This is a genomic window from Rhizobacter koreensis (genome assembly GCF_013366375.1).
Classification (GTDB): domain Bacteria; phylum Pseudomonadota; class Gammaproteobacteria; order Burkholderiales; family Burkholderiaceae_C; genus Schlegelella_A; species Schlegelella_A koreensis.
This window is the reverse complement of sequence record NZ_JABWMJ010000008.1, coordinates 57,195-78,513: the sequence shown is the minus strand read 5'-3', so window position 1 is coordinate 78,513 and position 21,319 is coordinate 57,195. Positions and strand designations below refer to the sequence as shown.

Sequence of the window (21,319 nt, the reverse complement as noted above, 5' to 3'; positions counted from 1 at the left end):
GAGAACCCCCGATGAAGCGCACCCCTCGCCTGCCGCGTCGCCTGCTGCTCGCCGCGGCCCTGCTGCTGCCGCTGCTGCCGCTGCTGGCCGGCGCCGCCGAGCCCTATCCCTCGCGGCCCATCCGCGTCGTCGTCCCGTTCGGCGCCGGCGGCACCAGCGACGTGGTGGCACGGCTGCTCAGCGCCAAGCTCTCGGAATCGCTGAAGCAGACCGTCAACGTCGACCCCAAGCCCGGTGCCAACGGCATCATCGGCACCGACATCGTGGCCAAGGCCGCGCCCGACGGCTACACGCTGCTGCTCACCGTGGCCAGCGCGCAGACGCTGACCCCGGCGCTGTACAAGCTGCCCTTCGATCCGGTCAAGGACTTCGCGCCGATCTCGCTGGTGGCCAACCTGGGCGGCGTGTTCCTCGTCAATGCCAACGTGCCGGCGCGCACGATGCAGGAGTTTGTCGCCCAAGCGCGCACGCGTCCGGGGCGCTTCAGCTACGGCGCCGGCACGAGTCTGCTGCGCCTGATCGGCGAGCAGCTGAAGCAGGCCACCGGCGCCGACATCACGATGGTGCCCTACAAGGGCACCGGTCCGCAGATGGCGGCGGTGGTGGGTGGCGAGGTGGACGCGGTGGTCGACCCCTTCGTCGGCATGGCCCATGTCAAGTCGGGCAAGGTGCGCCCGCTGGCCGTGCTGATGAACAAGCGCTCGCCGCTGCTGCCCGACGTGCCCACGCTCGAAGAAGCCGGCATCAAGGGCATCGCGCTGGATTCCTGGGCCGCGGTGCTGGCGCCGGCGGGCACGCCGCCGGAGATCGTGGGCAGGCTGTCGACGGAGATCGCGCGCATCGTCGCGCTGCCCGACGTGCGCGAGCGCCTGGCGGCCCTCAACTACGACCCGGTGGGCAGCACGCCGGCCGAGCTGGGCCGCACCATCGACGCCGAGATCGCCAAGTGGAAGCGCGTGGTCAAGGAAGCCAACTACAAGGCCGAGGACTGAACCCTCCTCCTGCGCCCCGGAGCCTGCCCTTGTTCATCGAAACCCACCTCGGTCGCGTGTCGCCGCCGGAGTGCGACCAGCTCGGCCACATGAACGTGCAGTTCTACGTCGCCAAGGTCTCCGACGCGGCATGGCACGTGATGGCGTCCATCGGCCTCACGCCCGCCTACATCCGCGAGCGGCGCCGCGCGCCTGCGGCGGTGAAGCAGGAGGTGCTGTACCTGAAGGAACTGCTGGCCGGCGACCTGGTGCGCATGGAAAGCGGCGTGCTCGAGGTGAGCGAGCGCAAGATCACCTTCTTCCATCGCCTGTTCAATGTCGAGACGGGCCAGCTGGCGATGAAGAGCAAGGTCTACACGGTGATGATGGACCTCGACGCGCGCCGTTCCACCGCCATCGATGCCGAGGTGCTGGCGCAGGCGCGCGAACGGCTGCTGCCTGCCGGGAGCGACGCATGACGGCGGTGGGCCCATCGGGAACCGAACGTGTCTTCGTCACCGGCCGCGGCGCAGTGAACATGGCCGACTGCGACCAGTGGGGCCACATGAACGTGCAGTTCTACCTGGCGCGCGCCGGCGACGCGCAGGCCCACCTCGCGGCGCGCCTGGGGCTTGGGCCGCGGCGTCTGGCCCGCGAGCAGCTGGCCTTGCGACCGCTCACCGACCGCACGCTGTTCAAGCGCGAACTGCGCGGCGGCGACATCCATGCCATCCGCTCGGGCATCCGCGCCGTGCACGATGACGGCACCCTCGACATCGCCAGCCGCATGACCAACCTGGGCAGCGGCGTCGAGTCGGCGGCCTTCGAGACGCGGCTTTGCCTGGTGGGCGCCGACGACGGCGCGCGGCCCTGGCCCGCCGACGTGCTGGCCACCGCGCGCGCGCTGGCCGGCGAGCTGCCGGAGATGCCCGCACCGCCCCCGATGGCCGCCGTGCTCCCGCCCGGCCCGCCGCTGCTGGAGCGGCTGCTGCTCACCTACCGCGGCTCCGTCGAACCCTGGGATTGCGACCCCGACGGCGTGGCGCCGCCGCGCGCGCACATCGCCCGCTTCAACGACGCCATCACGCACCTGTTCCGCGCGATGCAGCTTGACCGCAAGGCGCTGCTGGCCGCCGGCACCGGATCGGCGGCGCTGGACTACGACATCACCTACCACCGCGGGCTGCGCGCCGGCACGGCGATCGACGTGCGCAGCGGCGTGCTCGCAGCCGGCGAGAAGCTGTACCACATCGTCCACCACGTGGTCGATGCGAACGACGGCAGCCTGTACACGACGATCGTCGTCGCCGCCCTCTTCTTCGACCTAAAACAACGCAAGTCGGTGCCGATGCCGGCGGCCGTCCGCGCCGCAGCCGAGCGCCTCATCGTCCATGCCTGAACCCACCGCACCCACCCCCACGGCAGCCGGGACGCCGCCGCCGCGCGCACTGGCCGGCCTGCGCGTGCTGGATCTCTCGCGCGTGCTCGCCGGCCCGCTGTGCGCGCAGATGCTGGCCGACCACGGCGCCGCGGTGATCAAGGTCGAGCCGCCCGAAGGCGACGAGGCACGCCGCATAGGCCCGCCGCTGGACGAGCGGGGTGAGTGCGCCTACTTTGCGGCGCTCAACCGCGGCAAGCGGTCGATCGCGCTCGACCTGTCGCGCGCCGACGGTCGCGCCGTGCTCGGGCGGCTGCTCGACGACGCCGACGTGCTGATCGAGAACTTCCTGCCCGGCACGATGGAGAAGTGGGGCCTGGGCTACGAGACCACGCTCGCCGCCCGCCACCCGCGGCTGATCTACTGCAACGTCAGCGGCTTCGGCGCCGACGGGCCGCTGGGCGGCCTGCCGGGCTACGACGCCGTCGCGCAGGCCATCTCCGGGCTGATGAGCATCAACGGCACGCCCGAGTCGGGCCCGGTTCGGCTGGGCGTGCCGGTGGTGGACTACCTCACCGGCTACAACGCGATGGTCGGCGTGCTGCTGGCTCTGGCCGCACGCGCGCATACGGGCGCCGGCCAGCGGGTGGAAGCCACGCTGTTCGACACCGGCCTTGCGCTGCTGCTGGCGCCGCATGCCTCGAACTGGTTCTACTCCGGGCGCATCCCGCAGCGCATGGGCAGCTCGCATCCGAACATCGTGCCCTACGACTGCTACGCGGCGGCGGACGGGCCGATCTTCCTGGGTGTCGTCAACAACGGCCAGTTCGCCCGGCTGTGCGAATGCGTGCAGCGTCCCGACCTCGCGTCCGACCCCCGCTTCGCCGACCCCGTCAGACGCCGCGAGCACCGCGACGTGCTGCGCGCTGAGCTCGAACGCACGCTGGCCCGCCACCCTGCCGCCGAGCTGTGCGACACGCTGATGCGCCGCGGCGTTCCCGCCGGCGTGGTGAACAACGTCGAGCAGGCGCTGACGCACCCGCACGCCCTGCACCGCGAGATGGTGGTGCAGGCCGACGGGCACCGCCACATCGGCGTGCCGGTCAAGCTGAGCGCGACGCCGGGCCGCGTGGCGAGCCTGCCGCCGCGGCTGAGCGAGCATGCCGACGGCATTCTCGCCGAACTGGGCCTGAGCACGGCCGAACGCGAGACGCTCTACCGCGAGGGCACCGTGGCACCCCCGCCCGCGTAGCGCCGGCTCAAGGGCTCGACCGACGGCCTCAGCGGCGGTACCAGGCCACGCCGTCGGCGTCGAACTCGCGCCGCAGCTCGCCGCGGTTGAGCAGGTAGTTCAGACTGGCCATGCTCTCGCCGCTGGCCAGGCCGAGCTGCATGCTGCCCTCGGCGGGGTCGATGGCGCGTGCGAACAGCGCACCGAACACGTCGATCACGCGCCTGGGCTGGTCCAGCGTCTTCAGCAGCCGCGCCAGCGAGCGGTGGTGCCCCTGGGCCAGGTAGTCCAGCCGCGCATGCAGGCCGCGGAAGGGCTCGTTGTGCGCCGGCAGCACCAGCACGTCGTCCGGTACCTCGGCCTTGATCTTCTCGATCGACGCCAGCCAGTCGGACATCGGATCGGCCTCAGGCTCGGTGGGATACACCGACACGTTCGACGAGATGCGCGGCAGCACCTGGTCGCCGCTGATCAGCAGCTTCAACTCAGGGCAATGCAGGCAGGCGTGCTCGGGCGAGTGGCCGTTGCCGACGACGATGCGCCAGTCATGCTCGCCGATGCGCAGCGTCTCGCCGTCGCGGATACGGCGGTAGCTGTCGGGCAGCGCGTGAATGAACTGGCCGAACTTGCCGAAGCGGGCGCGGTAGTCCTCGATCGCGGCTTCGCCCCAGCCGGCGCGACGGTAGAAGCGGATCGCGTCGGTTGGGGCCTCGCGGCCGGTGTCGGCCGCCAGCACGCGGCAGTTCAGGTACTCCGTCTTGGTCATCCACAGCTGGCAGTCGAACTTCCGAGTCAGCCAGCCGGCCATGCCGACATGGTCGGGATGCATGTGGGTGACGAAGACGCGGCCGATCCGCCGGCCGTCGTCGCCCGCGGCCAGCAGTTGCCGCCAGGCGGCCAGCGTCTCGTCGGTGCGCATGCCGGTGTCCACCACCGTCCAGCTGCCGCCATCCTCGATCGCCCACAGGTTGATGTGGTTCAGCTGCATCGGCATGGGCATGCGGAGCCACATTACGCCGGGTGCCACCGGCAGCGCAACGCCGGGCGCCGGCACTGTCTCGAAGGGGTAGATGAGCGTGGGCTTGTCCAAGCGGGGCTCCGAGGTTGCCGGATCGTTTCAGCGTCAGCCGCGCCGCTGTTCGAAAGCGCGCCCGTACACCATCGACGCGATGGTGTTGCGCAGGATCTCGGTGGTGCCGCCGCCGAGCGCGAAGCCGCGCGAGTCGCGCACCATGCGCTCCAGCGGCAGCGCGCGCGTGAAGCCGGCGTGGCCGTGCACCTGCAGCGCCTCGTTCGTGACGCGCTGGACCATCTCGTTGGCGTAGAGCTTGGCCATCGCCGCTTCCAGCGGATCGGGGAAGCCGTCCACCAGGTGGGTCGCGGCGCGGTAGATCATCAGCCGCGCGGCGTGGATCTGCACCGCCATGTCGGCGATCTTCCACTGCAGTCCCTGGAACTCGCAGATCGGGCGGCCGAACTGCTCGCGCTGCTGCGAATAAGCCTTGGCCGCCTCGTAGGCCGCCTGCGCCACCCCCAGGCACATGGCGGCGTTGCCCACGCGCTCGGGGCCAAACGAACTCATCAGGCGCTTGAAGCTGCGCGTGGAGTTCGGGTCGCCTTCCATGATGACGTTGGCGCGCGGCACGCGGCAGCGGTCGAAGAACAGCTCGACTTCGGGCATGCCGCGCCCGCCCATCTTTTGCTCGGGGTGGCCGACCTCGAAGCCCGGGGTGCCGCGCTCGACCACCAGCGCGCCGATGCCCTTGGGCCCCTGCGTCTTGCCCCAGCGCGCGAACACGAAGACGTGCGTGGCCAGGTGGCCGCCGGTGCAATAGGCCTTCTGCCCGTGCAGCAAGACGTGGTCGCCGTCGGGCGTGGCCGAGGTCACCATGTCGGTCATCGCCGAGCCGGCGCCAGGCTCGCTGATGCCGATGGCGAAGCTGTGCTCGCCGCTGACGCAGCCGGGCAGCCAGCGCTGCTTCTGCGCGTCGCTGGCCATGATGGCAATGGCGCGCGACGGCCCGTTGATGGCGATCTGCGCCACCAGCGCGGTGTTGAAGCACACGCGCGCCACTTCCTCCAGCAGGATGGTGCCCTGGATCACCGGCGCGCCCGAGCCGCCGTAGGCCTCGGGGATGACCATGCCGAGGTAGCCGAGCCTGGCGAGCAGGTCGCGGTTCTCGGTTGGGAACTCTTCCTTCTCGTCCCAGTACGCGGCCTTGGCGGCGAAGGCGCGCTCGGCGGTCTTGCGGATGTCCTGGCGGAAGGCTTCGAGGTCGGGGTCGAGCTGGAACATGGGCGTCTTCCGTGATCGGTTCAATGGCCGACGAAGTTGGCCTTGCGCTTTGCCAGGAAGGCGGCCACGCCCTCCTTGCGGTCGTCGCTCTGCAGCACCAGGCCCTGCACGTGCGCCTCGAGGTCGAGAAAGGCTTCCAGGCTCGGCTGCATCGAGGCGCGGAACATGCGCTTGCCCATCGCCAGCGCGAAGGTGGCCGATTCGGCGAGTTCGCGCGCGAAATCGAGCGCGCGCGCATCGAGCTGGTCGTCGGCCAGCACCTCGTTGACCATGCCGAGCGCGCACGCCTCGGCGGCCGGCACCCTGCGCGCGCTCATCATCAGCTCGCGCGCTCGCAGCACACCGATGTACTGCGTCAGGAAGTAGGCGGCTGCGCCATCGGGCGCCAGACCGATCTTCTTGAACACGAGGCTGAAGCTCGCGTTCTCCGAGGCCAGGATCAGGTCGCAGGCCAGGGCGAGGCTCCAGCCCACGCCCACCGCGGCGCCCCGCACCGCGGCGATCACCGGCTTGTCCATGTTCGCCAGGCCCGCGATGACGCGGTGCGCGCGCTGGATGCGCTGGCGGCCCGACAGCACGTCCAGGCCCTTCATCGTGCCCACGTCCGCGCCGGCGCAGAACGCGCGGCCCTCGCCGCACAGCAGCACGGCGCGCACGCCGCGGTCCTGCTGCAACGTGGTGGTGGCCTCGGCGAGCTGCTCCATCATCTCCGGCGTCAGCGCGTTCAGCCGCTCGGGCCGGGCCAGGGTGACGAGGGCGAGCGCGCCCTCGCGTTCGACGCGGACGGTCATCGGGTGCTCCTGCTGCGGCTGTCGACCATGTGGCTGGCGGCGGTGCTCTGCATCGGTGCGGTGCCACCGGCGGGTCGGCGCCTGCGCGCGTGGCGCCGCTGGCCTTGCTCGTCGTTCCGGTCGAACCCCATGCGCCGCTTCTCACTCGGGCTGCTACTTCGTCTTCAGGCCCATCAGCCCGGCGATCAGGTTGCGCTGCATCTGCGACGTGCCCGCGGTGATGGTGGTGGCGCGCGCGTCGCGGTAGTGGCGCTGCATGTCGAACTCCATGATGTAGCCGTAGCCGCCCATGATCTGCATGCCCTGGTTGGCGATGTTCGCGTAGGCCTCCGAGCCGAACAGCTTGGCCTGCGAGATCGCCATCAGCGCGTCTTCGCCGCGTTCGAGCTGCCAGGCGGCGCGCCACAGCAGCATGCGGCTCGCGTCCACTGCGGTCTGCATGTCGGCCAGCATGTGGGCGATCGCCTGGAAGCTGCCGATCGGCTTACCGAACTGCTGGCGCTCCTTGGCGTAGGCGAGCGCCAGGTCCATCGCCGCCTGCGCGCCGCCGGCATAGCCGGCCGCCGTCATCAGCCGCTCGAGCTGCAGGCCCGCGAGCATGTAGCCCCAGGCCTTGTGCGGCTCGCCCACCAACCGGTCGGCCGGCACCCGCACCTTGTCGAGGAACACCTCGTAGGTACCGAGCGAACGACGCCCCAGCGTATCGAGCTTGCGCAGCGTGATGCCGGGCGTGTCCTTGTCGACGAGGAACAGCGACAGCGCTTCCTGGTGCGGCCCCTCGGGCTTGCTGCGCGCATACAGGTTGATGACGTTGCGCTCGGCGCCGGCGCCGGTCGAAAACACCTTCTGGCCGTTGATGACCCAGTGCTCGCCGTCGCGCCGCGCGCTGGTGCGCATCGCGCCGGCGTCGGAGCCGGCGCCCGGCTCGGTCATCGAGATCGACATCTTGATGCGGCCGTCCAGCAGCCGCGGCAGCCAGTGCTGGCGCTGCGCCTCGGTACCGTTGTGCAGGATGTTCAGGCCGTTGAACACACAGGTGCCGTAGGCGCCGAGGAAGTCGTAGCTCTTGCGGCCGAGTTCCTCGGCGATGACGGCAAAGTCGATCACGCTGCCGCCCAGGCCGCCCACCGACTCGGGGAACGGCATGCGAAGCAGACCCATCTCGACGTAGGCGTCGTACAGCTCGCTCGGGTAGCGCGGCTCCTGGTCGCAGCGGCGGATGTACTCGGGTGTGGCGATGCGGTCGAGCATCGCGCGCACGCTGTCTCGCAGCAGGTTCTGCTCTTCGCTGAACGAGAAGTCGATCGGCATGGCTTACTCCTTACTGCGCAACGTAGGGCGGCAGCCCGGTCGCTGCCGTGAGCCCGCCGTCGGCCACCAGCGCCGCCCCGGTGATGAAGGAGGCCTCATCGGAGGCCAGGAAGGCGATCGCTGCGGCGATCTCCTCGGCGCTGCCCATGCGCTGCAGCGGGTGCACGGCGGCCATCGTGCGACGCAGCTCGTCGGCGCGGTCGCCAGCCAGGATCTGCGTCACCCGCGTGTCGATGCCGCCCGGGCAGACGCAGTTGACGCGGATGCCCTGCCCGGCGCACTCCAGCGCCGCGGCGCGCGTGAGGTTCACGACGCCGGCCTTGGCCGCGTTGTACGCCGGCATGCCGATGTCGCCGGCGATGCCCGACACCGAGGCCGTGTTGACCACCGCGCCGCGGCCCTGCCGGCGCATCACCGGCAGCGCGTGCTTCAGGCCGAGGAACACGCTGGTGAGCGTGACCGCGAGCGTGCGGTTCCACGACTCGATGCTGGTGTCGCACAGCAGCGCGGGCTCGCCGTAGCCGGCGTTGTTGACGAGCACGTCGAGCCGGCCCCAGCGGCTCAGCGCGAGTGCGACGGTGGCCTCGACGGCGGGTGGCTCGGCGGCGTCCATCTTGAGCCAGGCGACCTCGCTGCCTGCGGCTTCGATGACGTCGGCGGTGGCGCGGGCGCGCGTCCCGCTGAGATCGGCGACGACGAGCAGCGCGCCCTCGGCGGCCAACCTCTTCGCGGTGGCGGCCCCGATGCCCGAACCGGCCGCGGTGACGATCGCCACGCGGCCTTCGAAGCGGCGGCTCATCGCGGCAGCCTCACTCGGACTCGACCGCGCCCGTGGGAAGGAAGGTGATCGTCTCGGTGAAGTCGACCAGCACTTCGCCGTGCTGGTTGACGACGCGGTGGCGCAGGTCCATCAAGGTGTAGCCCCGCGATGTCGGCGGGCGCAGCCAGGCCTCGCCTTCGACATGGATCGTGTCGTCGGGAAACAGCGCGCCCTTGACGCGCGCCTGCACGCCGGTCATGCCGCCGAAGGGGCCGTGCTCCCGGCCTTCGAGCACCTGGTCGATGACGCCGGCCACCGTCGGCGCCAGCAGCCCCATGCCCACTGAGATGATCATCGGCCCCGGCGCAAAGCGGTTGCGGTGCTTGCCCGACATGTTGTTGCGGATGTACTCCATGTCGATGAAGAAGGGCTCGTGCAGCCCGACCACGTTGACGAAGGTGACGATGTCGGACTCGGTGATGGTGCGGTTGTGCGTGCGGAACGGAACGCTGCGCACGCCGGCGGGGGCTTCGGTGGGCATGTGGATCTCCGGGGGATGGCGGGCGGGGGGCTTCAGGGCGCACCTGGCTTCAGGCACTCGGGCATCTTCGCCAGCGGGAAGCCTTCATAGGGCTGGTTGCGGCTGTGCTCCTCGAGCTTCCAGGTCTGGCGCGCGTTGGGCACGCCGCCGTCGACGCGAATGAACGAGCCAGTGATGTAGGCCGCCCCTTCGGACAGCAGGTAGACGACGGCCGACGACACCTCGGCCTCGGCGCCGTAGCGCTGCAGCGGCGCGGCCTTCATCAGGCTGCGGAACTTGGCCTTCATTTCGGGGCCGTAGGTGTCGAAGCCGCTGCTCGCCACGAAACCGGGCGCCACCGCGTTGACGCGGACACCCGCGTGGCCCCATTCGCAGGCCGCCGTCTCGGTGAACGACAGCATGCCGGCGCGCGCGGCGCCGCTGTGTGCCATGCCGGGCATGCCCATCCACATGTCGGCGATGATGTTGACGATGGCGCCGCCATGGCCCTCCATCCACTGCGTGTAGGCCTCGCGCGAGACGAGGAAGCCGCCGTGCAGGTTGTTGCGCACCACCGCATCCCAGCCCTTGAGCGAGATGTCGCGCACAGGCTGCGGGTACTGGCCGCCGGCGTTGTTGACGAGGCCGTCGATGCGGCCGTGCGCGGCCAGCACGTCGGTCACCATCTGCTTGACGCCGGCCTCGTCGCGGATGTCGCAGGAATGCAGCGTCACCTTGGCGGCCGGCACCGCAGAGGCGATCTCGGCCTGCACGGCTTCGAGCTTCTCCAGCTTGCGGCCGACCAGCGCGAGCGCGGCGCCCAGGCTGGCCAGCTCGTGCGCGATGCAGCGGCCGATGCCGCTGCCGCCACCGGTGACGATGACGGTCTGCCCGGCGAACAGCCCGGTCTTGTAGATGGAACGATAGGCGCTGGTGCTCAAGATGCTTCCTTCGGTTGGGCGCCGGGCTTGACCATGAAGTTGCCGTGCCCGATGGCGATGGGTTTGTCGGGGCTGGACTGCCAGGCCTCGATGCGCAGGTGCGCAACGCGCTGCCCCTGCTTGACCATGAACACACTGGCGTAGGTGTCCACCGGGCGGCCGGAGCGCAGGAACTCGAAGGTGAAGTTGATGGTCCGGGGCAGCTCGACGCTGTCCCTGTCCCACAGCAGGTAGAACAGGCCCGCGCTCTCGAGGAAGCCGCCGGTAGCGCCGCCATGCAGCGCCGGCAACGCGGGGTTGCCGATGAGCTTCTTGTCGAAGGGCATGCAAGCGCTGAACTGGTCGCCGCGGATGTCCAGGCGCATGCCAAGGAACTGTGCGTACGGCACCAGCCCCAGCAGCGGCGCCCAGTCGCGGCTGGCGCGCGCCGCAGCGACGATGGCTTCGATCGTCATGGCTTGAATCCTTCCAGCAGCTTCAGTGCGTCATCCAGCGCGATGACCGGCCCGTCGGTGAACATGAAGATTGCCGATGAGGTGGCAATCGGGTCGTCGGGGCTGTCGTGGTAGGCCGCGCCGCGCACGAAGGCCAGCTCGTGTCCAAGCTTGTAGCAAACGGCGCCACCGAAGATCTCGCGCCCCGGCGTGGCCGGCTTCAGGTAGTCGATTCGCAGGTCGAGCGTGGCCATGGGACGCAGCTTGTCCAGCTTCACGAAGATCGCCAGGCCGTAGCAGCTGTCCAGCAGCGCCGTGATCACGCCACCATGCACCACCCCGGTGGCCGGATTGCCAACCAAGCGCTCGTCAGGCAGCACCTTGATGACGCACCAGCCAGGCTCGACCCCGTGCAACCGCAGCCCCAGCTCGCGGCTGTAGGGCGAGATCACGGTGATCTGCTGCCATTTGCGGACCTTGTCCGACTGATCGCTTTCGACATTCGACATCCGATTCCTCTCCTTCAACGGGTGCGCGCTCGCGCCCCTCACATCCGCTTGGCCACTTCCTCGAGCATGACCTCGGTGGCGCCGCCGCCGATGGCCTCGACACGCGCATCGCGCACCATGCGCTCGATCGCTGCCTCGCGCATGTAGCCGAAGCCGCCGTGGAACTGCTGGCAGTCGTAGAGCACCTCGTTGACGAGCTCGCCGCACAGCGCCTTCACCATCGACACCTCCTTGACGCACTCCTGGCCCTGCGCATCGAGCCAGGCGGCGTGGTAGACCAGCGCGCGGGCCGCTTCCACCTGCGCGGCGCGCGCCGCCAGGCGCTGGCGGATCGCCTGCTTGTCCCACAGCGTGGCGCCGAAGGCCTTGCGCTCGCGAACGTAGGCCAGCGTCAGCTCGATGGCGCGCGAGGCTTCGCCCACGCAGGCCGCGCCCAGCACCATGCGCTCGTTCTGGAAGTTGCGCATGATCTGATAGAAGCCCTTGTTCTCCTCTCCGATCAGGTTGGCGGCGGGAACGCGGCAGTTCTCGAACACGAGTTCGGCCGTGTCGCTGCACAGCCAGCCGCTTTTGTTCAGTGCGCGGCCCACCCGAAAGCCTGGCGTCCCCTTTTCGACGGCAAAGATCGAGATGCCGCGCGAGCCCTTGGCTTCGAGGTCCGTCTTTGCGCCCACGAAATACAGATCGCCATGCACACCGTTGGTGATGAACATCTTGCTGCCGTTGATCACCCAGTGATCGCCGTCGCCTGAACGCTCACGAAGCGCGCGGGTGCGGATGCCGGCCACGTCGGAACCGGCGTCGGGCTCGGTCACCGCCACCGCGCAGACCTTCTCGCCCTTGATCAACGCGGGCAGCCAGCGCGCGAGTTGCTCGGGCGTGCCGAAATTGGCCAGGTGCGGCGAGGCCATGTCGGTGTGCACGGTCACCGTGACCGCGAAGCCACCGAAGGTCGAGCGGCCGAGTTCTTCGGCGAGGATCGCGCTGTACACGGTGTCGAGCGCCGAGCCGCCGTACTGTTCCGGGTAGCGGATGCCCAGGAAGCCCAAGCTGCCCATCTGCCGCAGCACCTCGCGCGGCACCATGCCCGCTTCTTCCCAGGCGCCGGCCTGGGGCACGATCTCCTGCTGCACGAAGCGGCGCAGGTTGTCGCGGAACTGGCGGTGCTCGTCGGTGAAGTAGATGGGCTCGTTCATGTCTTGGCTTCGGATTCGATGGTCAACAAGATATCTCCGCCGCGCACGGACTCGCCGACGCGGCAGCGCAGCTCCACCACCATGCCATCGGCGGGTGCCACCAGCGTGTGCATCATCTTCATCGCCTCGATGATCAGCAAGGCCTCGCCGGCCCGCACGCGTGCGCCCACCGTCGTCGGCACTGCCGACACCAGCCCGGGCATGGGCGCGCGCAGCGTGTTGCCGGCAGCCGCCTTGGCGGCCGCCGTGCCGGCCAGCGCATGCGCCGTGCGGTCCACCCACGTGAAGGCGTGGATGCCATGAGCGCCATGCAGCCACACACGTTCGGAACCGCCGTCGCGAGCGGCGACGAAGGTGAACGCTTCGCTCACGCCGCCGCTTTCGATTTCCAGCCGCTGGCCGTCGAGCTGGGCCGAGACGACGAGGGCGACGACGCGCGGCCCGTCGCTCGATTCGACGCACCAGCGCGCACCGTCGGCCCGCACACGCAGCCGGTGCACGGTGCGTTGCGCATCCTCCAGCAGCACGAGCACGCTGCCCGGAGCCGCATCGCCCAGCAGACGCCAGGCGCCCAGAGCCTGCCACGGCGAGGCAGTCGCCGGGGCCGCAGCCGCCAGCACACAGCCCAGCGCCGCCAGGGCCAGCGCGCGCCCGGCGTCGTCGCGCGGTGCCCAGCCGCCGGCAAAGGTGCGCTCGATGTAGTGTGTGGTGAGGCTCGCCGCAAAGGCTGGCGCACGAACCAGGTCGGCCAGGAAGACGAGATTGCTGCGCACGCCCAGCAGCCGGTAGGCGCCCAGCGCGGTGCTCAATCGCCGCACGGCCTGGTCGCGCGTGTCGCCGAAGGCAATGACCTTGGCGAGCATCGAGTCGTAGTGCGGCGTGACCGCGCTGCCGACGCGCAGCCCGCTGTCGACGCGCACGCCCTCGCCCGCCGGCTCGTCGCTGACGAGCACGGTGCCCACCTCGGGCGTGAAGCCGGCCGCCGGGTCTTCGGCGCAGACGCGCGCCTCGATGGCCCAGCCGCGGCGCGCCAGCTGCTGCTGCGTGAACGCCAGCGGCTCGCCCGCGGCCACGCGCAGCTGCCACTCGACGAGGTCGATGCCGACGGTGGCCTCGGTCACCGGGTGCTCGACCTGAAGCCGCGTGTTCATCTCGAGGAAGAAGGTGTCGCCGCTGGCCGCGTCGTGGATGAACTCCACCGTGCCGGCCGAGTGGTAGCCGATGGCGCGGCCGACCGCCAGCGCGTGGCGGTACAGCGCCTCGCGGTGCCCATCGCTCAGGTGGGCGGCCGGCGCCTCCTCGATCACCTTCTGGTGGTTGCGCTGAATCGAGCATTCGCGCTCGAAAAGGTGCACCAGGTGGCCGTGCCGGTCGCCCAGCAGTTGCACTTCGAGGTGGCGCGGCTCGGCGAGGTAGCTTTCGAGCAGCACGCGCTCGTCGCCGAACGCAGCCCTGGCCTCGCGGCGCACGGTGGCCAGCGCGGCGGCGAAGTCGGCTGCCGCGCGCACCACGCGCATGCCCTTGCCACCGCCGCCGGCCGAGGCCTTGATCAGCACCGGCCAGCCGATGCGCGCCGCGGCCTCGGCCAGCACGGCGTCGGCCTGGTCGTCTTCGTGGTAGCCCGGCACCACCGGCACGCCGTGTTCGATGGCGATGCGCTTGGATTCGATCTTCGAGCCCATGCGCCGGATCGCCTCGCGCGAGGGGCCGACGAAGGCGATACCCGCCGCCTCGCAGGCCTCGATCAGCGCCGGGCTCTCGGAGAGGAAGCCGTAGCCGGGGTGCACCGCCTGCGCGCCGCTGGCCTGGGCGGCGGCCACGATGGTGGCCGCATCGAGGTAGCTGCGCGCGGCCTCGGTCGGGCCGATGCGCACCGCGGCATCACACTCGGCCACATGGCGCGCGCCGCGGTCGGCGTCGGAGTACACGGCCACACTGCGCAGGCCCAGCCGGCGCGCGGTGCGCGCAATGCGGCAGGCGATCTCGCCGCGGTTGGCGATGAGCAGGGTGTCGAACATCGCCCCTCGCTCAGCCCTGCCGCCAGGCCGGCGCCCGCTTGGCGAAGAAGGCTGCGATGCCCTCGCGGCCTTCTTCGGTCTCCCAGGCGTCGGCCAGCTTGTCGGCGGCGTAGATCATGCTCGTGGGCAGGTCGTGGCTGTCGACGTAGGACACGAGCTTCTTGGTCGCCGCCACCGCGCCCGGCGCACACTGCAGCAGCTCGGCGAGCTCTCGTTCGACGGCGGCGTCGAGCTGCTCGGCGCCCACCACCTCGGAGACGAGGCCGAGCCGCCGCGCCTCGGCGGCATTCATGCGCTTGGCGGTGAGGAAGGTGCGGCGCGCGTTGGCCTCGCCCATGCGCGCAACGACATAGGGCGCGATGTTGGCCGGCAGCAGGCCCAGGCGCACCTCGGTCAGACAGTAGACGCCGGTGTCCACCGCCACCGACACGTCGCACACCGAGATCATGCCCACGCCACCGCCATAGGCCGGCCCGTTGATGCGGCCGATCAGCGGCATCGGCAACTCGTTCAGCGCGCGCAGCATCAGCGCCAGCTCGAAGCTCTCGGCCACGCGCTCGGCGCGCGACTTCTTCATGTTCTGCTGCATCCAGCCGAGGTCGCCACCGGCGCAGAAGCTGGCGCCGGCGCCGGTGAGCACCACGGCGCGCAGGCTGCTCTGGCCCGTCAGCCAGTCGGCGGCCCGCTTCAGCTCGGCAATGAGCGTGGCGTTCAGCGCGTTGTGGGTGGCGGGGCGATTGAGCGTCAGCGTGGCGACGTTGCGCGCGTCGACGCTGAGCAGCAGGGTTTCGAAAGCGGGAATGTTCATGTGTCTGAGCTCACATGCGGTAAACGGGGGTTGCAGTGCGCGGCAGCGGGCGCCGGGTGCACAGGGCCAGCGCCAGGCCCAGCACGTCGCGCGAGGCCGAAGGCGCGATCAGCCCGTCGTCCCACAGGCGCGAGGTGGCGTAGTAGGGGTCGGACTGGCGCTGGTACTGCTCGCGCACCGCACGCTCGGTCTCGGCCAGGCGCGCCTCGTCAGCCGGACCGCGCAGGTTGGAGCGCGCGAGTTCCAACATCACGTTGCTGGCGATGTCGGCGCTCATCGTCGCCACCTGCGCGCTCGGCCAGGCGAACAGGAACTCGGGCTCGAAGCCGCGCCCGCACATGCCGTAGTTGCCGGCGCCATACGATCCGCCGACGATCAGCGTGAGCTTGGGCACGCGCGCACACGACACCGCGTAGACCATGTTCGCGCTGTGCTTGGCGATGCCGCCACGCTCGGCCTCGCTGCCGACCATGAAGCCGGCGATGTTCTGCAGGAACAAGAGCGGCACGCCGCGCTGGTTGGCCAGTTCGATGAAGTGCGTGCCCTTGAGCGCCGCCTCGGCCACCAGCGGCCCGTTGTTGCCGAGGATGCCCACCGGATGGCCGTGGATGCTGGCGAAGCCGGTGACGAGCTGGGCGCCCCAGTCGGGCTTGAACTCGTGCCACTCGCCGCCGTCGACGAGCCGGGCGATGATCTCGCGCGCGTCGTAGGGTTGCTTCGGGTCGGCGGGCACGAGCGTGTCGAGTTCGGCCGGGTCGTGCAGCGGCGGCCGCGGCGGGTTCGGGGGCGCAGGCAGCGCCGCCGCCGGCAGGCTGGCGACGACCTCGCGCAGCCGCGCCAGCGCCTGCGGTTCGTCGTCGGCCAGGTGGTCGTTCACGCCCGAGACGAAAGTGTGCATCTCGGCGCCGCCGAGCGTCTCGCCATCGACGGTCTCGTTGATGGCGATCTTCACGATCGACGGACCGCCGAGGTGGATGCGCGCGTTGCCGCGCACCATGATCGTCTCGTCGGACAGCGCCGGGATATAGGCGCCGCCCGCCGTGCAGCCGCCGAACACGGCCGAGATCTGCGGCACGCCGTCCTGCGACATACGGCACTGGTTGAAGAAGTTGTTGCCGAAGTGATCGCGGTCCGGGAACACGCGATCCTGCTCGGGCAGGAAGGCGCCGCCGCAGTCCACCAGATACAGCACCGGCAGGCGCAGCCGCCAGGCGATCTCCTGCGCGCGGCGGTGCTTCTTCACCGTCTCGTGGAAGAACGAGCCGCCCTTCACCGTGGCGTCGTTGGCGATAAACATGCAGGGCTGGCCGGCGACGATGCCGATGCCGGTGACGATGCCGGCCGCCGGCACCTCGTTGCCGTACTGGCCCCAGGCAGCCAGCGGCGAGAGTTCGAGAAAGGCGGTGGCGTCGTCGCAGGCCAGGTCGATGCGCTCGCGCGCCAGCAGCTTGCCGCGCGCGCGATGGCGCTGGATGTGGGCGTCGCGCCCGCCGGTGGCCACCCAGGCCAGGCGCTCGCGCAGCAAAGCCAGCTGCCGCTGCGAGTGGTCGGCCGCGCCGGGCTCGGCCGCGGGGCCGAGGCGGCTCATGATCACCGCCATGGGCACACGGCGACGCGGCGCCGCATCGACGGGTTGAGGGGGAGCAGGCACATTCAAGGTGGCGGGCGCCCTTGTGGGCAGAGCAGGCCGGGCATGCAGTGTATCCAATCGGTCGAACAGACGTTAGTTAGTCGTTCGAGAACGCAGCGGCCACAGCGCCGCGCCGGTCAGCCCGGCAATCAGCACAAAGGCCAGGCGGTAGCCACCACCGGCCGCCAGGACCAGCCCGAACAGCACCGGCGCTGCCACGTAGGCGGCCAGCAGCAGCAGCGTCGCGCCGGCCATCGCTTCGCCCAGCGACTCGCGCGGCGCCAGGCGGGCCACCTCGGCGAACTGGATGCCGTTCCAGCTGGCCACCGTCAGGCCGGCCAGCACCGCGAGCGCGACCACCACCCAGGCCGGCCAGGCCGGCGTGCAGAAGGCGAACACCAGCGTGGTGCCGGCCGAGCCGGCCGCCATCCATCGCAACACGCGCAGGCCGTCGCCGAGCCGGTCGGACAGGAAGCCCGCCAGCGGGCGGCCAAGCGCACTGAGCACCTGCATCAGCGCGAACAGCGCGCCGGCCGCCACCAGCGACCAGCCCAGCCGCGACACGAGGTAGGTCACGAGGAAGGCGAACCAAGCGCTTTGCCCCGTTGCGAGGCACGCACCCGCGACGCCCATGCGGCGCATCGCCGGCATCGCGGCCAACACCGCCAGCGGCCGCCGCACGGCGTCGATCGAACCGAACTGCCGCCAGTGCAGGCGCAACGACCGGTCGCGCAGCGCATCCACCCGCTCGCGCCAGGGCTGCACCAGCCACAGCGCCGCAGCACCCAGGGCGGCGGCAGCCACGAACGCGCCCTCCAGCCCCAGCCCCTGCACGGCGCCCGGCAGCAGCAGCCCGGCGGCCACGCCGCCCAGCGGCACGCCGGCCTGCTTCACAGAGAACAGCAGGTTGCGGTGGCGCAGCGGCGCGTAGCGTTGCAGCACGTCCATGCCGGCCGTGGACGGCGGGCCGATCGCCAGGCCGATGAGCAGCGAGCCGGCCACCAGCGCCAGCGCCGAGGGCAGCGCACTGAGCAGCGTGCCGGCGACGCCCAGCGCCACGCCGATCTGCAGCGTGCGCATCGAGCCGGCCCGGCGCTGCAGCGGCGCGGCCAGCAGCAGCACGACGATGGAGCCGCCGGTGATCAGCGACGACAGGTAGCCCACGCTCTCGGCCGGCCAGCCCACGCGCGGCGCCAAGGTCGGCGCCAGCGTGGGCGGAATGCGCGACAGGAAGGAGACGGCCGTCTGCACCACCAGCATCGCCAGCAGCGGGCCCAGCCACGGCTCGGCTGGCTCGGGGGGCCCGGGCTGAGAGCCCGGCGGCGGGCGCGATCCGGTGGCGGGCCCGCCGTGCACGATGGAGTGGCGCGGCTCAGCTGCGGATGGCGGCAAGCGCTCCGCTGCGCATGGCGGTCAGTGTGCCGCTGCGCATCAGGCGGCCATTCAGCGGGCGGCCGATGATGCGCTCGGCCAGACGCGCGGCCTCGACGAGCTGTTCGAGGTCGAGCCCCGTCTCGATGCCCATCTCCTCGCACATGAAGGCCATGTCCTCGGTGCAGATGTTGCCGGCCGCGCCGCCATGCTTGTGGCCCGCGAAGGGGCAGCCGCCGAGACCCGCCACCGAACCGTCGAACAGCTCCACTCCCATCTGCAGCGCGGCGTACACGTTGGCACCGCCCACGCCGCGGGTGTCGTGCAGGTGCAGGCCGATACGGGCCTGGGGCACCAGCTCGCGCACGGCGCCAATGCGGCGCTTGATCTCCTCGGGGTTGGCCCAGCCCATCGTGTCGGCGAGGTAGAAGGCCGGGAACGGGATGCGGCGGTCGGCGCAGGTGTCCTTCAGCCAGCGCACCACGTCGGTCACGGCCGACAGCGGCACCGGCCCGCCGAGATTGCAGCCGAAGGCGGTGACGACGTAGGCCTGCTCGAAGGGGATGCCGAGTGCGATGTACCGGTCGATCCACGCCAGCTGGCGCTCACGGTTCTCGGCCACGCTGCAGTTGTTGTTGCGCCGGGAGAAGGGCTCGGTGACGTAGAACACCACCTTGCCGTCGATGTCGACGTTGTCGCAGGCGCGCGCACGTTCGAAACCGTTCTCGTTGAGCCACAGCGCCGTGTAGCGCGTGCCGGGTCGCTTCTTCAGGCTGGCGAAGAGTTCCGGCGAATCGGCCATCTGCGGCACCGCGCGCGGGCTGACAAACGAGGCGCATTGCACCTGCTTCAGGCCGGAAGCGGCCAGGGCGTCGATCAGCGCCAGCCGATCGTGCAGCGGAAAGCTCCCCTGCTCCATCTGGAAGCCTTCGCGCGGCCCCTCTTCGTGGAACTCGACGCGTCGCGGCAGGTCGGACATGGGTGCGGCTCCTCGTTCAGGCCTTGAAGACCGGCGGCCGGCGCGCCTCGAAGGCGGCCAGTCCCTCGGAGACATCGTCGTTGAGCAGTTCGCGCGAGATCTGCACCTGCTCCATTTCGAGGCCTTCGTTCAGCGGCCGATCGAGACCCTGGCGTGCCAGGCGCTTCATCGTCGCCAGGCCGATGCGGCTGCGCGAGGCGAGCTGGGTGCAGTAGGCCATCGAGGCGTCGGCCAGCTTGTCGGGCTCGACGACGTAGTTCACCAGGCCCCAGGCCAGCGCCGTGGGCGCATCGATCCAGCGTGCGCTGTAGAAGAGGTCGAGCGCGCGTCGCAGGCCCACGATGCGTGGCAGCCGCTGCGAGCCGCCCCAGCCCGGCACCAGGCCGTATTGCGCGTGCTGGTCGCCGATCTTGAAGTCGCTCGATGCGAAGACCACGTCGCAGGCCAGCATCAGCTCGCTGCCGCCTGCCAGTGCCAGGCCCTGGCAGGCGGCCACCACCGGCAACGGGCTTTCCTCCATGCGCTGCAACACCACGTGACCGTAGCGGATGAAGTGCTCGATATCGGCGGGGTGGCTTCGCAGGCGCTTCACTTCATCGAGGTCGGCGCCGGTGCAGAAGTGCTTGCCCTGGGCGCGAATGAGCACCGCCCGGACCCCCGAACCCGGCGCCTCGAACTCGTCGAGCGCGGCCGCAATCGCGCCATGAACCGACAACGACAGGCAATTGAACTTGTCGGGCCGCGCCAGCTCGATGACACCCACCGCGCCGTCGCGGCCTACCCATACCGGGCTGGCGCCGCTCACTTGCGGTTCTCCGCCGCGTACTGCACCGCCATGCGCCCAGCGCGCTCGCGCGCGACGATGAGCTTCATCACCTGCGCGGTGCCGTCGCCGATCTCCAGGCCCATCACGTCGCGCAGGCGCTGCTGGTGCGGCAGGTCCATGCTCCAGCCGTAGTGGCCGAAGGTCAGGATGCACTGGTGGATGGCGTCGAACGAGGTCTTGGGGCCCATCCACTTGACCATCGCCGCCTCGGCGGTGTGCGGCTGCCCGGCATCGCGCAGCGCCAGCGCGTGATAGCTCAGCTGGCGACACGCCGCGATCAGGGTCTCAAACTCGACGATCGGGAACGACACGCCCTGGTACTGCACCAGCGGCGCGCCCATCGCCTGGCGCTCCTTCACGTACGCCCAGGTCTCGTCGATCGAGGCCTGCGCCGCGCCCAGGCACTGCAGTGCGATCAGGATGCGGCTGAAGTCGAAGCCCTGCATCACCTGCGTGAAGCCCTTGCCCTCGGCGCCCATCATGTTCTCGGCCGGGACGCGCACCTCGTCGAAGAACACCGAGCCACGGCCGATGATCTTGCTGCCCACGTCGTTGAAGCGCGTGCGTTGGATGCCAGGCAGGTCCATCGGCACCAGGAAGGCACTGATGCCGCGCGCGCCCGCGTCGGCGGCGCCGGTGCGGGCGAACAGGATCATCGCGTCGCACTGGTCGGCGAAGGTGATCGAGGTCTTCTCGCCCGACAGCACGAAGTGCTTGCCGTCGCGCTTGGCCTTGAGTTGCAGGTTGGCGGCGTCGGAGCCGCCGCGTGGTTCCGTCAGCCCGAGGCCGATGATGGCCTCCCCGGCAACGAGCCTGGAGTTCCAGTGGCGCGCCAGCTCGGGGTTGGCGTTGCGGTGGACGATGGCGCCCATCAGCGAGCCGAGCAGCTGCAGGTAACTGATGTTGAAGTCGCCGTACGCCATCTCCTCGGTGATGACGCCCGAGGTGACACCGCTCAGCCCGAGGCCCCCGTACTCCTCCGGCAGGTCCACTCCGATCAGCCCGAGCGCACCGATCTCCTTCATCAGCCCACGGTCGAAGCCGGACTCGGCTTCGCGCGCCTGGTAACGGGGCTTGAGCTTTTCGCGGGCAAAGCGGCGGGCGACGTCGCGCAGCGCGATCTGGTCTTCGTTGAGCAGCATGCGGAACTCCTGAGGGCTGTGATCGATGGACTGGCGCCAACCTGCCAATCGGGGAGGGGACGCAGGCGCCGCGCACTTGCGCGCTGGCGCGTGCCTTGCGCCCCCGATTGGCAGGACTCAAGCGCCATGATAGCATTGTCGAACAGACGTTAGTTAGCCGCACACCCAGAGAAAGGCGTCGCCGCTTGCGCCGCTAGAATGCCTGCT

The 21,319-nt window shown here is 70.3% G+C and carries 21 protein-coding genes; 4 read left to right on the top strand and 17 right to left on the bottom strand.

The genetic code is table 11. The features are described 5' to 3' along the window. Positions 1-11 precede the first annotated feature (11 nt). Genes HQN59_RS16910 through HQN59_RS16895 form a run of 4 tightly spaced genes read left to right on the top strand, consistent with a single transcriptional unit; the run spans position 12 to position 3,601 of the window. A complete protein-coding gene (locus HQN59_RS16910; protein ID WP_176070299.1) occupies positions 12-992 on the top strand; it encodes a Bug family tripartite tricarboxylate transporter substrate binding protein in 981 nt (326 codons plus the stop codon). Between the two features lie 29 nt (positions 993-1,021). After that, the gene (locus HQN59_RS16905) at positions 1,022-1,450 is read left to right on the top strand and encodes an acyl-CoA thioesterase (protein ID WP_176070298.1); all 429 of its coding nucleotides are present in this window, start codon (positions 1,022-1,024) and stop codon (positions 1,448-1,450) included. Next, a complete protein-coding gene (locus HQN59_RS16900; protein ID WP_176070297.1) occupies positions 1,447-2,370 on the top strand; it encodes an acyl-CoA thioesterase in 924 nt (307 codons plus the stop codon). The genes HQN59_RS16905 and HQN59_RS16900 overlap by 4 nt, the downstream gene beginning before the upstream one ends. Next, the gene (locus HQN59_RS16895) at positions 2,363-3,601 is read left to right on the top strand and encodes a CaiB/BaiF CoA transferase family protein (protein ID WP_176070296.1); all 1,239 of its coding nucleotides are present in this window, start codon (positions 2,363-2,365) and stop codon (positions 3,599-3,601) included. The genes HQN59_RS16900 and HQN59_RS16895 overlap by 8 nt, the downstream gene beginning before the upstream one ends. A 28-nt stretch (positions 3,602-3,629) precedes the next feature. Here the strand turns inward: HQN59_RS16895 and HQN59_RS16890 are convergent, their stop codons facing one another. From HQN59_RS16890 to HQN59_RS16810, 17 genes are all read right to left on the bottom strand, one after another. After that, on the bottom strand, positions 3,630-4,670 hold the full coding sequence (locus HQN59_RS16890) for an MBL fold metallo-hydrolase (protein WP_246294980.1): 1,041 nt from the start codon (positions 4,668-4,670) through the stop codon (positions 3,630-3,632). Between the two features lie 33 nt (positions 4,671-4,703). Then, positions 4,704-5,876 carry an acyl-CoA dehydrogenase family protein gene (locus tag HQN59_RS16885; RefSeq protein ID WP_176070295.1) on the bottom strand — a complete coding sequence of 391 codons (1,173 nt, stop codon included), beginning with the start codon at positions 5,874-5,876 and terminating at the stop codon, positions 4,704-4,706. Positions 5,877-5,896: 20 nt separating this feature from the next. Then, the gene (locus HQN59_RS16880; protein ID WP_176070294.1) at positions 5,897-6,667 is read right to left on the bottom strand and encodes an enoyl-CoA hydratase/isomerase family protein; all 771 of its coding nucleotides are present in this window, start codon (positions 6,665-6,667) and stop codon (positions 5,897-5,899) included. Between the two features lie 153 nt (positions 6,668-6,820). After that, positions 6,821-7,978 carry an acyl-CoA dehydrogenase family protein gene (locus HQN59_RS16875; RefSeq protein ID WP_176070293.1) on the bottom strand — a complete coding sequence of 386 codons (1,158 nt, stop codon included), beginning with the start codon at positions 7,976-7,978 and terminating at the stop codon, positions 6,821-6,823. 10 nt (positions 7,979-7,988) lie between these two features. Continuing rightward, complete coding sequence (locus HQN59_RS16870) at positions 7,989-8,777, bottom strand: SDR family NAD(P)-dependent oxidoreductase (RefSeq protein WP_176070292.1); 789 nt, start codon at positions 8,775-8,777, stop codon at positions 7,989-7,991. Between the two features lie 10 nt (positions 8,778-8,787). Then, entirely contained in the window at positions 8,788-9,279 is a 492-nt protein-coding gene (locus HQN59_RS16865) for a MaoC family dehydratase (RefSeq protein WP_176070291.1), read from the bottom strand. Positions 9,280-9,311: 32 nt separating this feature from the next. Continuing rightward, positions 9,312-10,199, bottom strand: a complete 888-nt coding sequence (locus HQN59_RS16860; RefSeq protein WP_176070290.1) for an SDR family oxidoreductase — start codon at positions 10,197-10,199, stop codon at positions 9,312-9,314. Beyond that, positions 10,196-10,654: a PaaI family thioesterase gene (locus tag HQN59_RS16855; RefSeq protein ID WP_038200774.1), complete on the bottom strand. Its 459-nt coding sequence runs from the start codon at positions 10,652-10,654 to the stop codon at positions 10,196-10,198. The genes HQN59_RS16860 and HQN59_RS16855 overlap by 4 nt, the downstream gene beginning before the upstream one ends. Beyond that, positions 10,651-11,142 (bottom strand): PaaI family thioesterase, encoded by a 492-nt coding sequence (locus HQN59_RS16850; protein WP_176070289.1) that lies wholly within the window; start codon positions 11,140-11,142, stop codon positions 10,651-10,653. The genes HQN59_RS16855 and HQN59_RS16850 overlap by 4 nt, the downstream gene beginning before the upstream one ends. Positions 11,143-11,180: 38 nt before the next feature. After that, positions 11,181-12,338, bottom strand: coding sequence for an acyl-CoA dehydrogenase family protein (locus tag HQN59_RS16845; protein WP_176070288.1), 1,158 nt, complete (start codon positions 12,336-12,338; stop codon positions 11,181-11,183). Next, positions 12,335-14,356 (bottom strand): acetyl/propionyl/methylcrotonyl-CoA carboxylase subunit alpha, encoded by a 2,022-nt coding sequence (locus HQN59_RS16840; RefSeq protein WP_176070287.1) that lies wholly within the window; start codon positions 14,354-14,356, stop codon positions 12,335-12,337. Before HQN59_RS16840 ends, HQN59_RS16845 begins: the two co-directional genes overlap by 4 nt. 10 nt (positions 14,357-14,366) lie before the next feature. Further along, entirely contained in the window at positions 14,367-15,164 is a 798-nt protein-coding gene (locus tag HQN59_RS16835) for a crotonase/enoyl-CoA hydratase family protein (protein WP_217704190.1), read from the bottom strand. A 10-nt stretch (positions 15,165-15,174) separates the two neighbouring features. Continuing rightward, complete coding sequence (locus tag HQN59_RS16830; RefSeq protein ID WP_176070286.1) at positions 15,175-16,764, bottom strand: acyl-CoA carboxylase subunit beta; 1,590 nt, start codon at positions 16,762-16,764, stop codon at positions 15,175-15,177. 123 nt (positions 16,765-16,887) lie between these two features. Beyond that, on the bottom strand, positions 16,888-18,054 hold the full coding sequence (locus HQN59_RS16825) for an MFS transporter (RefSeq protein ID WP_176070285.1): 1,167 nt from the start codon (positions 18,052-18,054) through the stop codon (positions 16,888-16,890). 112 nt (positions 18,055-18,166) lie between these two features. Beyond that, positions 18,167-19,144: a hydroxymethylglutaryl-CoA lyase gene (locus HQN59_RS16820; RefSeq protein WP_176070284.1), complete on the bottom strand. Its 978-nt coding sequence runs from the start codon at positions 19,142-19,144 to the stop codon at positions 18,167-18,169. A 16-nt stretch (positions 19,145-19,160) separates the two neighbouring features. Next, positions 19,161-19,949, bottom strand: coding sequence for an enoyl-CoA hydratase-related protein (locus HQN59_RS16815; protein WP_176070283.1), 789 nt, complete (start codon positions 19,947-19,949; stop codon positions 19,161-19,163). Then, positions 19,946-21,112 (bottom strand): acyl-CoA dehydrogenase family protein, encoded by a 1,167-nt coding sequence (locus HQN59_RS16810; protein WP_176070282.1) that lies wholly within the window; start codon positions 21,110-21,112, stop codon positions 19,946-19,948. The genes HQN59_RS16815 and HQN59_RS16810 overlap by 4 nt, the downstream gene beginning before the upstream one ends. Between the last annotated feature and the right edge of the window lie 207 nt (positions 21,113-21,319).

Bases quoted from the DNA above. Each gene is read 5' to 3' on its own strand.
- HQN59_RS16885 (WP_176070295.1), bottom strand. From the start codon at position 5,876: ATGTTCCAGCTCGACCCCGACCTCGAAGCCTTCCGCCAGGACATCCGC.
- HQN59_RS16870 (WP_176070292.1), bottom strand. From the start codon at position 8,777: ATGAGCCGCCGCTTCGAAGGCCGCGTGGCGATCGTCACCGCGGCCGGT.
- HQN59_RS16910 (WP_176070299.1), top strand. From the start codon at position 12: ATGAAGCGCACCCCTCGCCTGCCGCGTCGCCTGCTGCTCGCCGCGGCC.
- HQN59_RS16835 (WP_217704190.1), bottom strand. From the start codon at position 15,164: ATGAACATTCCCGCTTTCGAAACCCTGCTGCTCAGCGTCGACGCGCGC.
- HQN59_RS16895 (WP_176070296.1), top strand. From the start codon at position 2,363: ATGCCTGAACCCACCGCACCCACCCCCACGGCAGCCGGGACGCCGCCG.
- HQN59_RS16880 (WP_176070294.1), bottom strand. From the start codon at position 6,667: ATGACCGTCCGCGTCGAACGCGAGGGCGCGCTCGCCCTCGTCACCCTG.
- HQN59_RS16840 (WP_176070287.1), bottom strand. From the start codon at position 14,356: ATGTTCGACACCCTGCTCATCGCCAACCGCGGCGAGATCGCCTGCCGC.
- HQN59_RS16875 (WP_176070293.1), bottom strand. From the start codon at position 7,978: ATGCCGATCGACTTCTCGTTCAGCGAAGAGCAGAACCTGCTGCGAGAC.
- HQN59_RS16810 (WP_176070282.1), bottom strand. From the start codon at position 21,112: ATGCTGCTCAACGAAGACCAGATCGCGCTGCGCGACGTCGCCCGCCGC.
- HQN59_RS16865 (WP_176070291.1), bottom strand. From the start codon at position 9,279: ATGCCCACCGAAGCCCCCGCCGGCGTGCGCAGCGTTCCGTTCCGCACG.
- HQN59_RS16850 (WP_176070289.1), bottom strand. From the start codon at position 11,142: ATGTCGAATGTCGAAAGCGATCAGTCGGACAAGGTCCGCAAATGGCAG.
- HQN59_RS16825 (WP_176070285.1), bottom strand. From the start codon at position 18,054: ATGCTGGTGGTGCAGACGGCCGTCTCCTTCCTGTCGCGCATTCCGCCC.
- HQN59_RS16845 (WP_176070288.1), bottom strand. From the start codon at position 12,338: ATGAACGAGCCCATCTACTTCACCGACGAGCACCGCCAGTTCCGCGAC.
- HQN59_RS16855 (WP_038200774.1), bottom strand. From the start codon at position 10,654: ATGACGATCGAAGCCATCGTCGCTGCGGCGCGCGCCAGCCGCGACTGG.
- HQN59_RS16900 (WP_176070297.1), top strand. From the start codon at position 1,447: ATGACGGCGGTGGGCCCATCGGGAACCGAACGTGTCTTCGTCACCGGC.
- HQN59_RS16830 (WP_176070286.1), bottom strand. From the start codon at position 16,764: ATGGCGGTGATCATGAGCCGCCTCGGCCCCGCGGCCGAGCCCGGCGCG.
- HQN59_RS16820 (WP_176070284.1), bottom strand. From the start codon at position 19,144: ATGTCCGACCTGCCGCGACGCGTCGAGTTCCACGAAGAGGGGCCGCGC.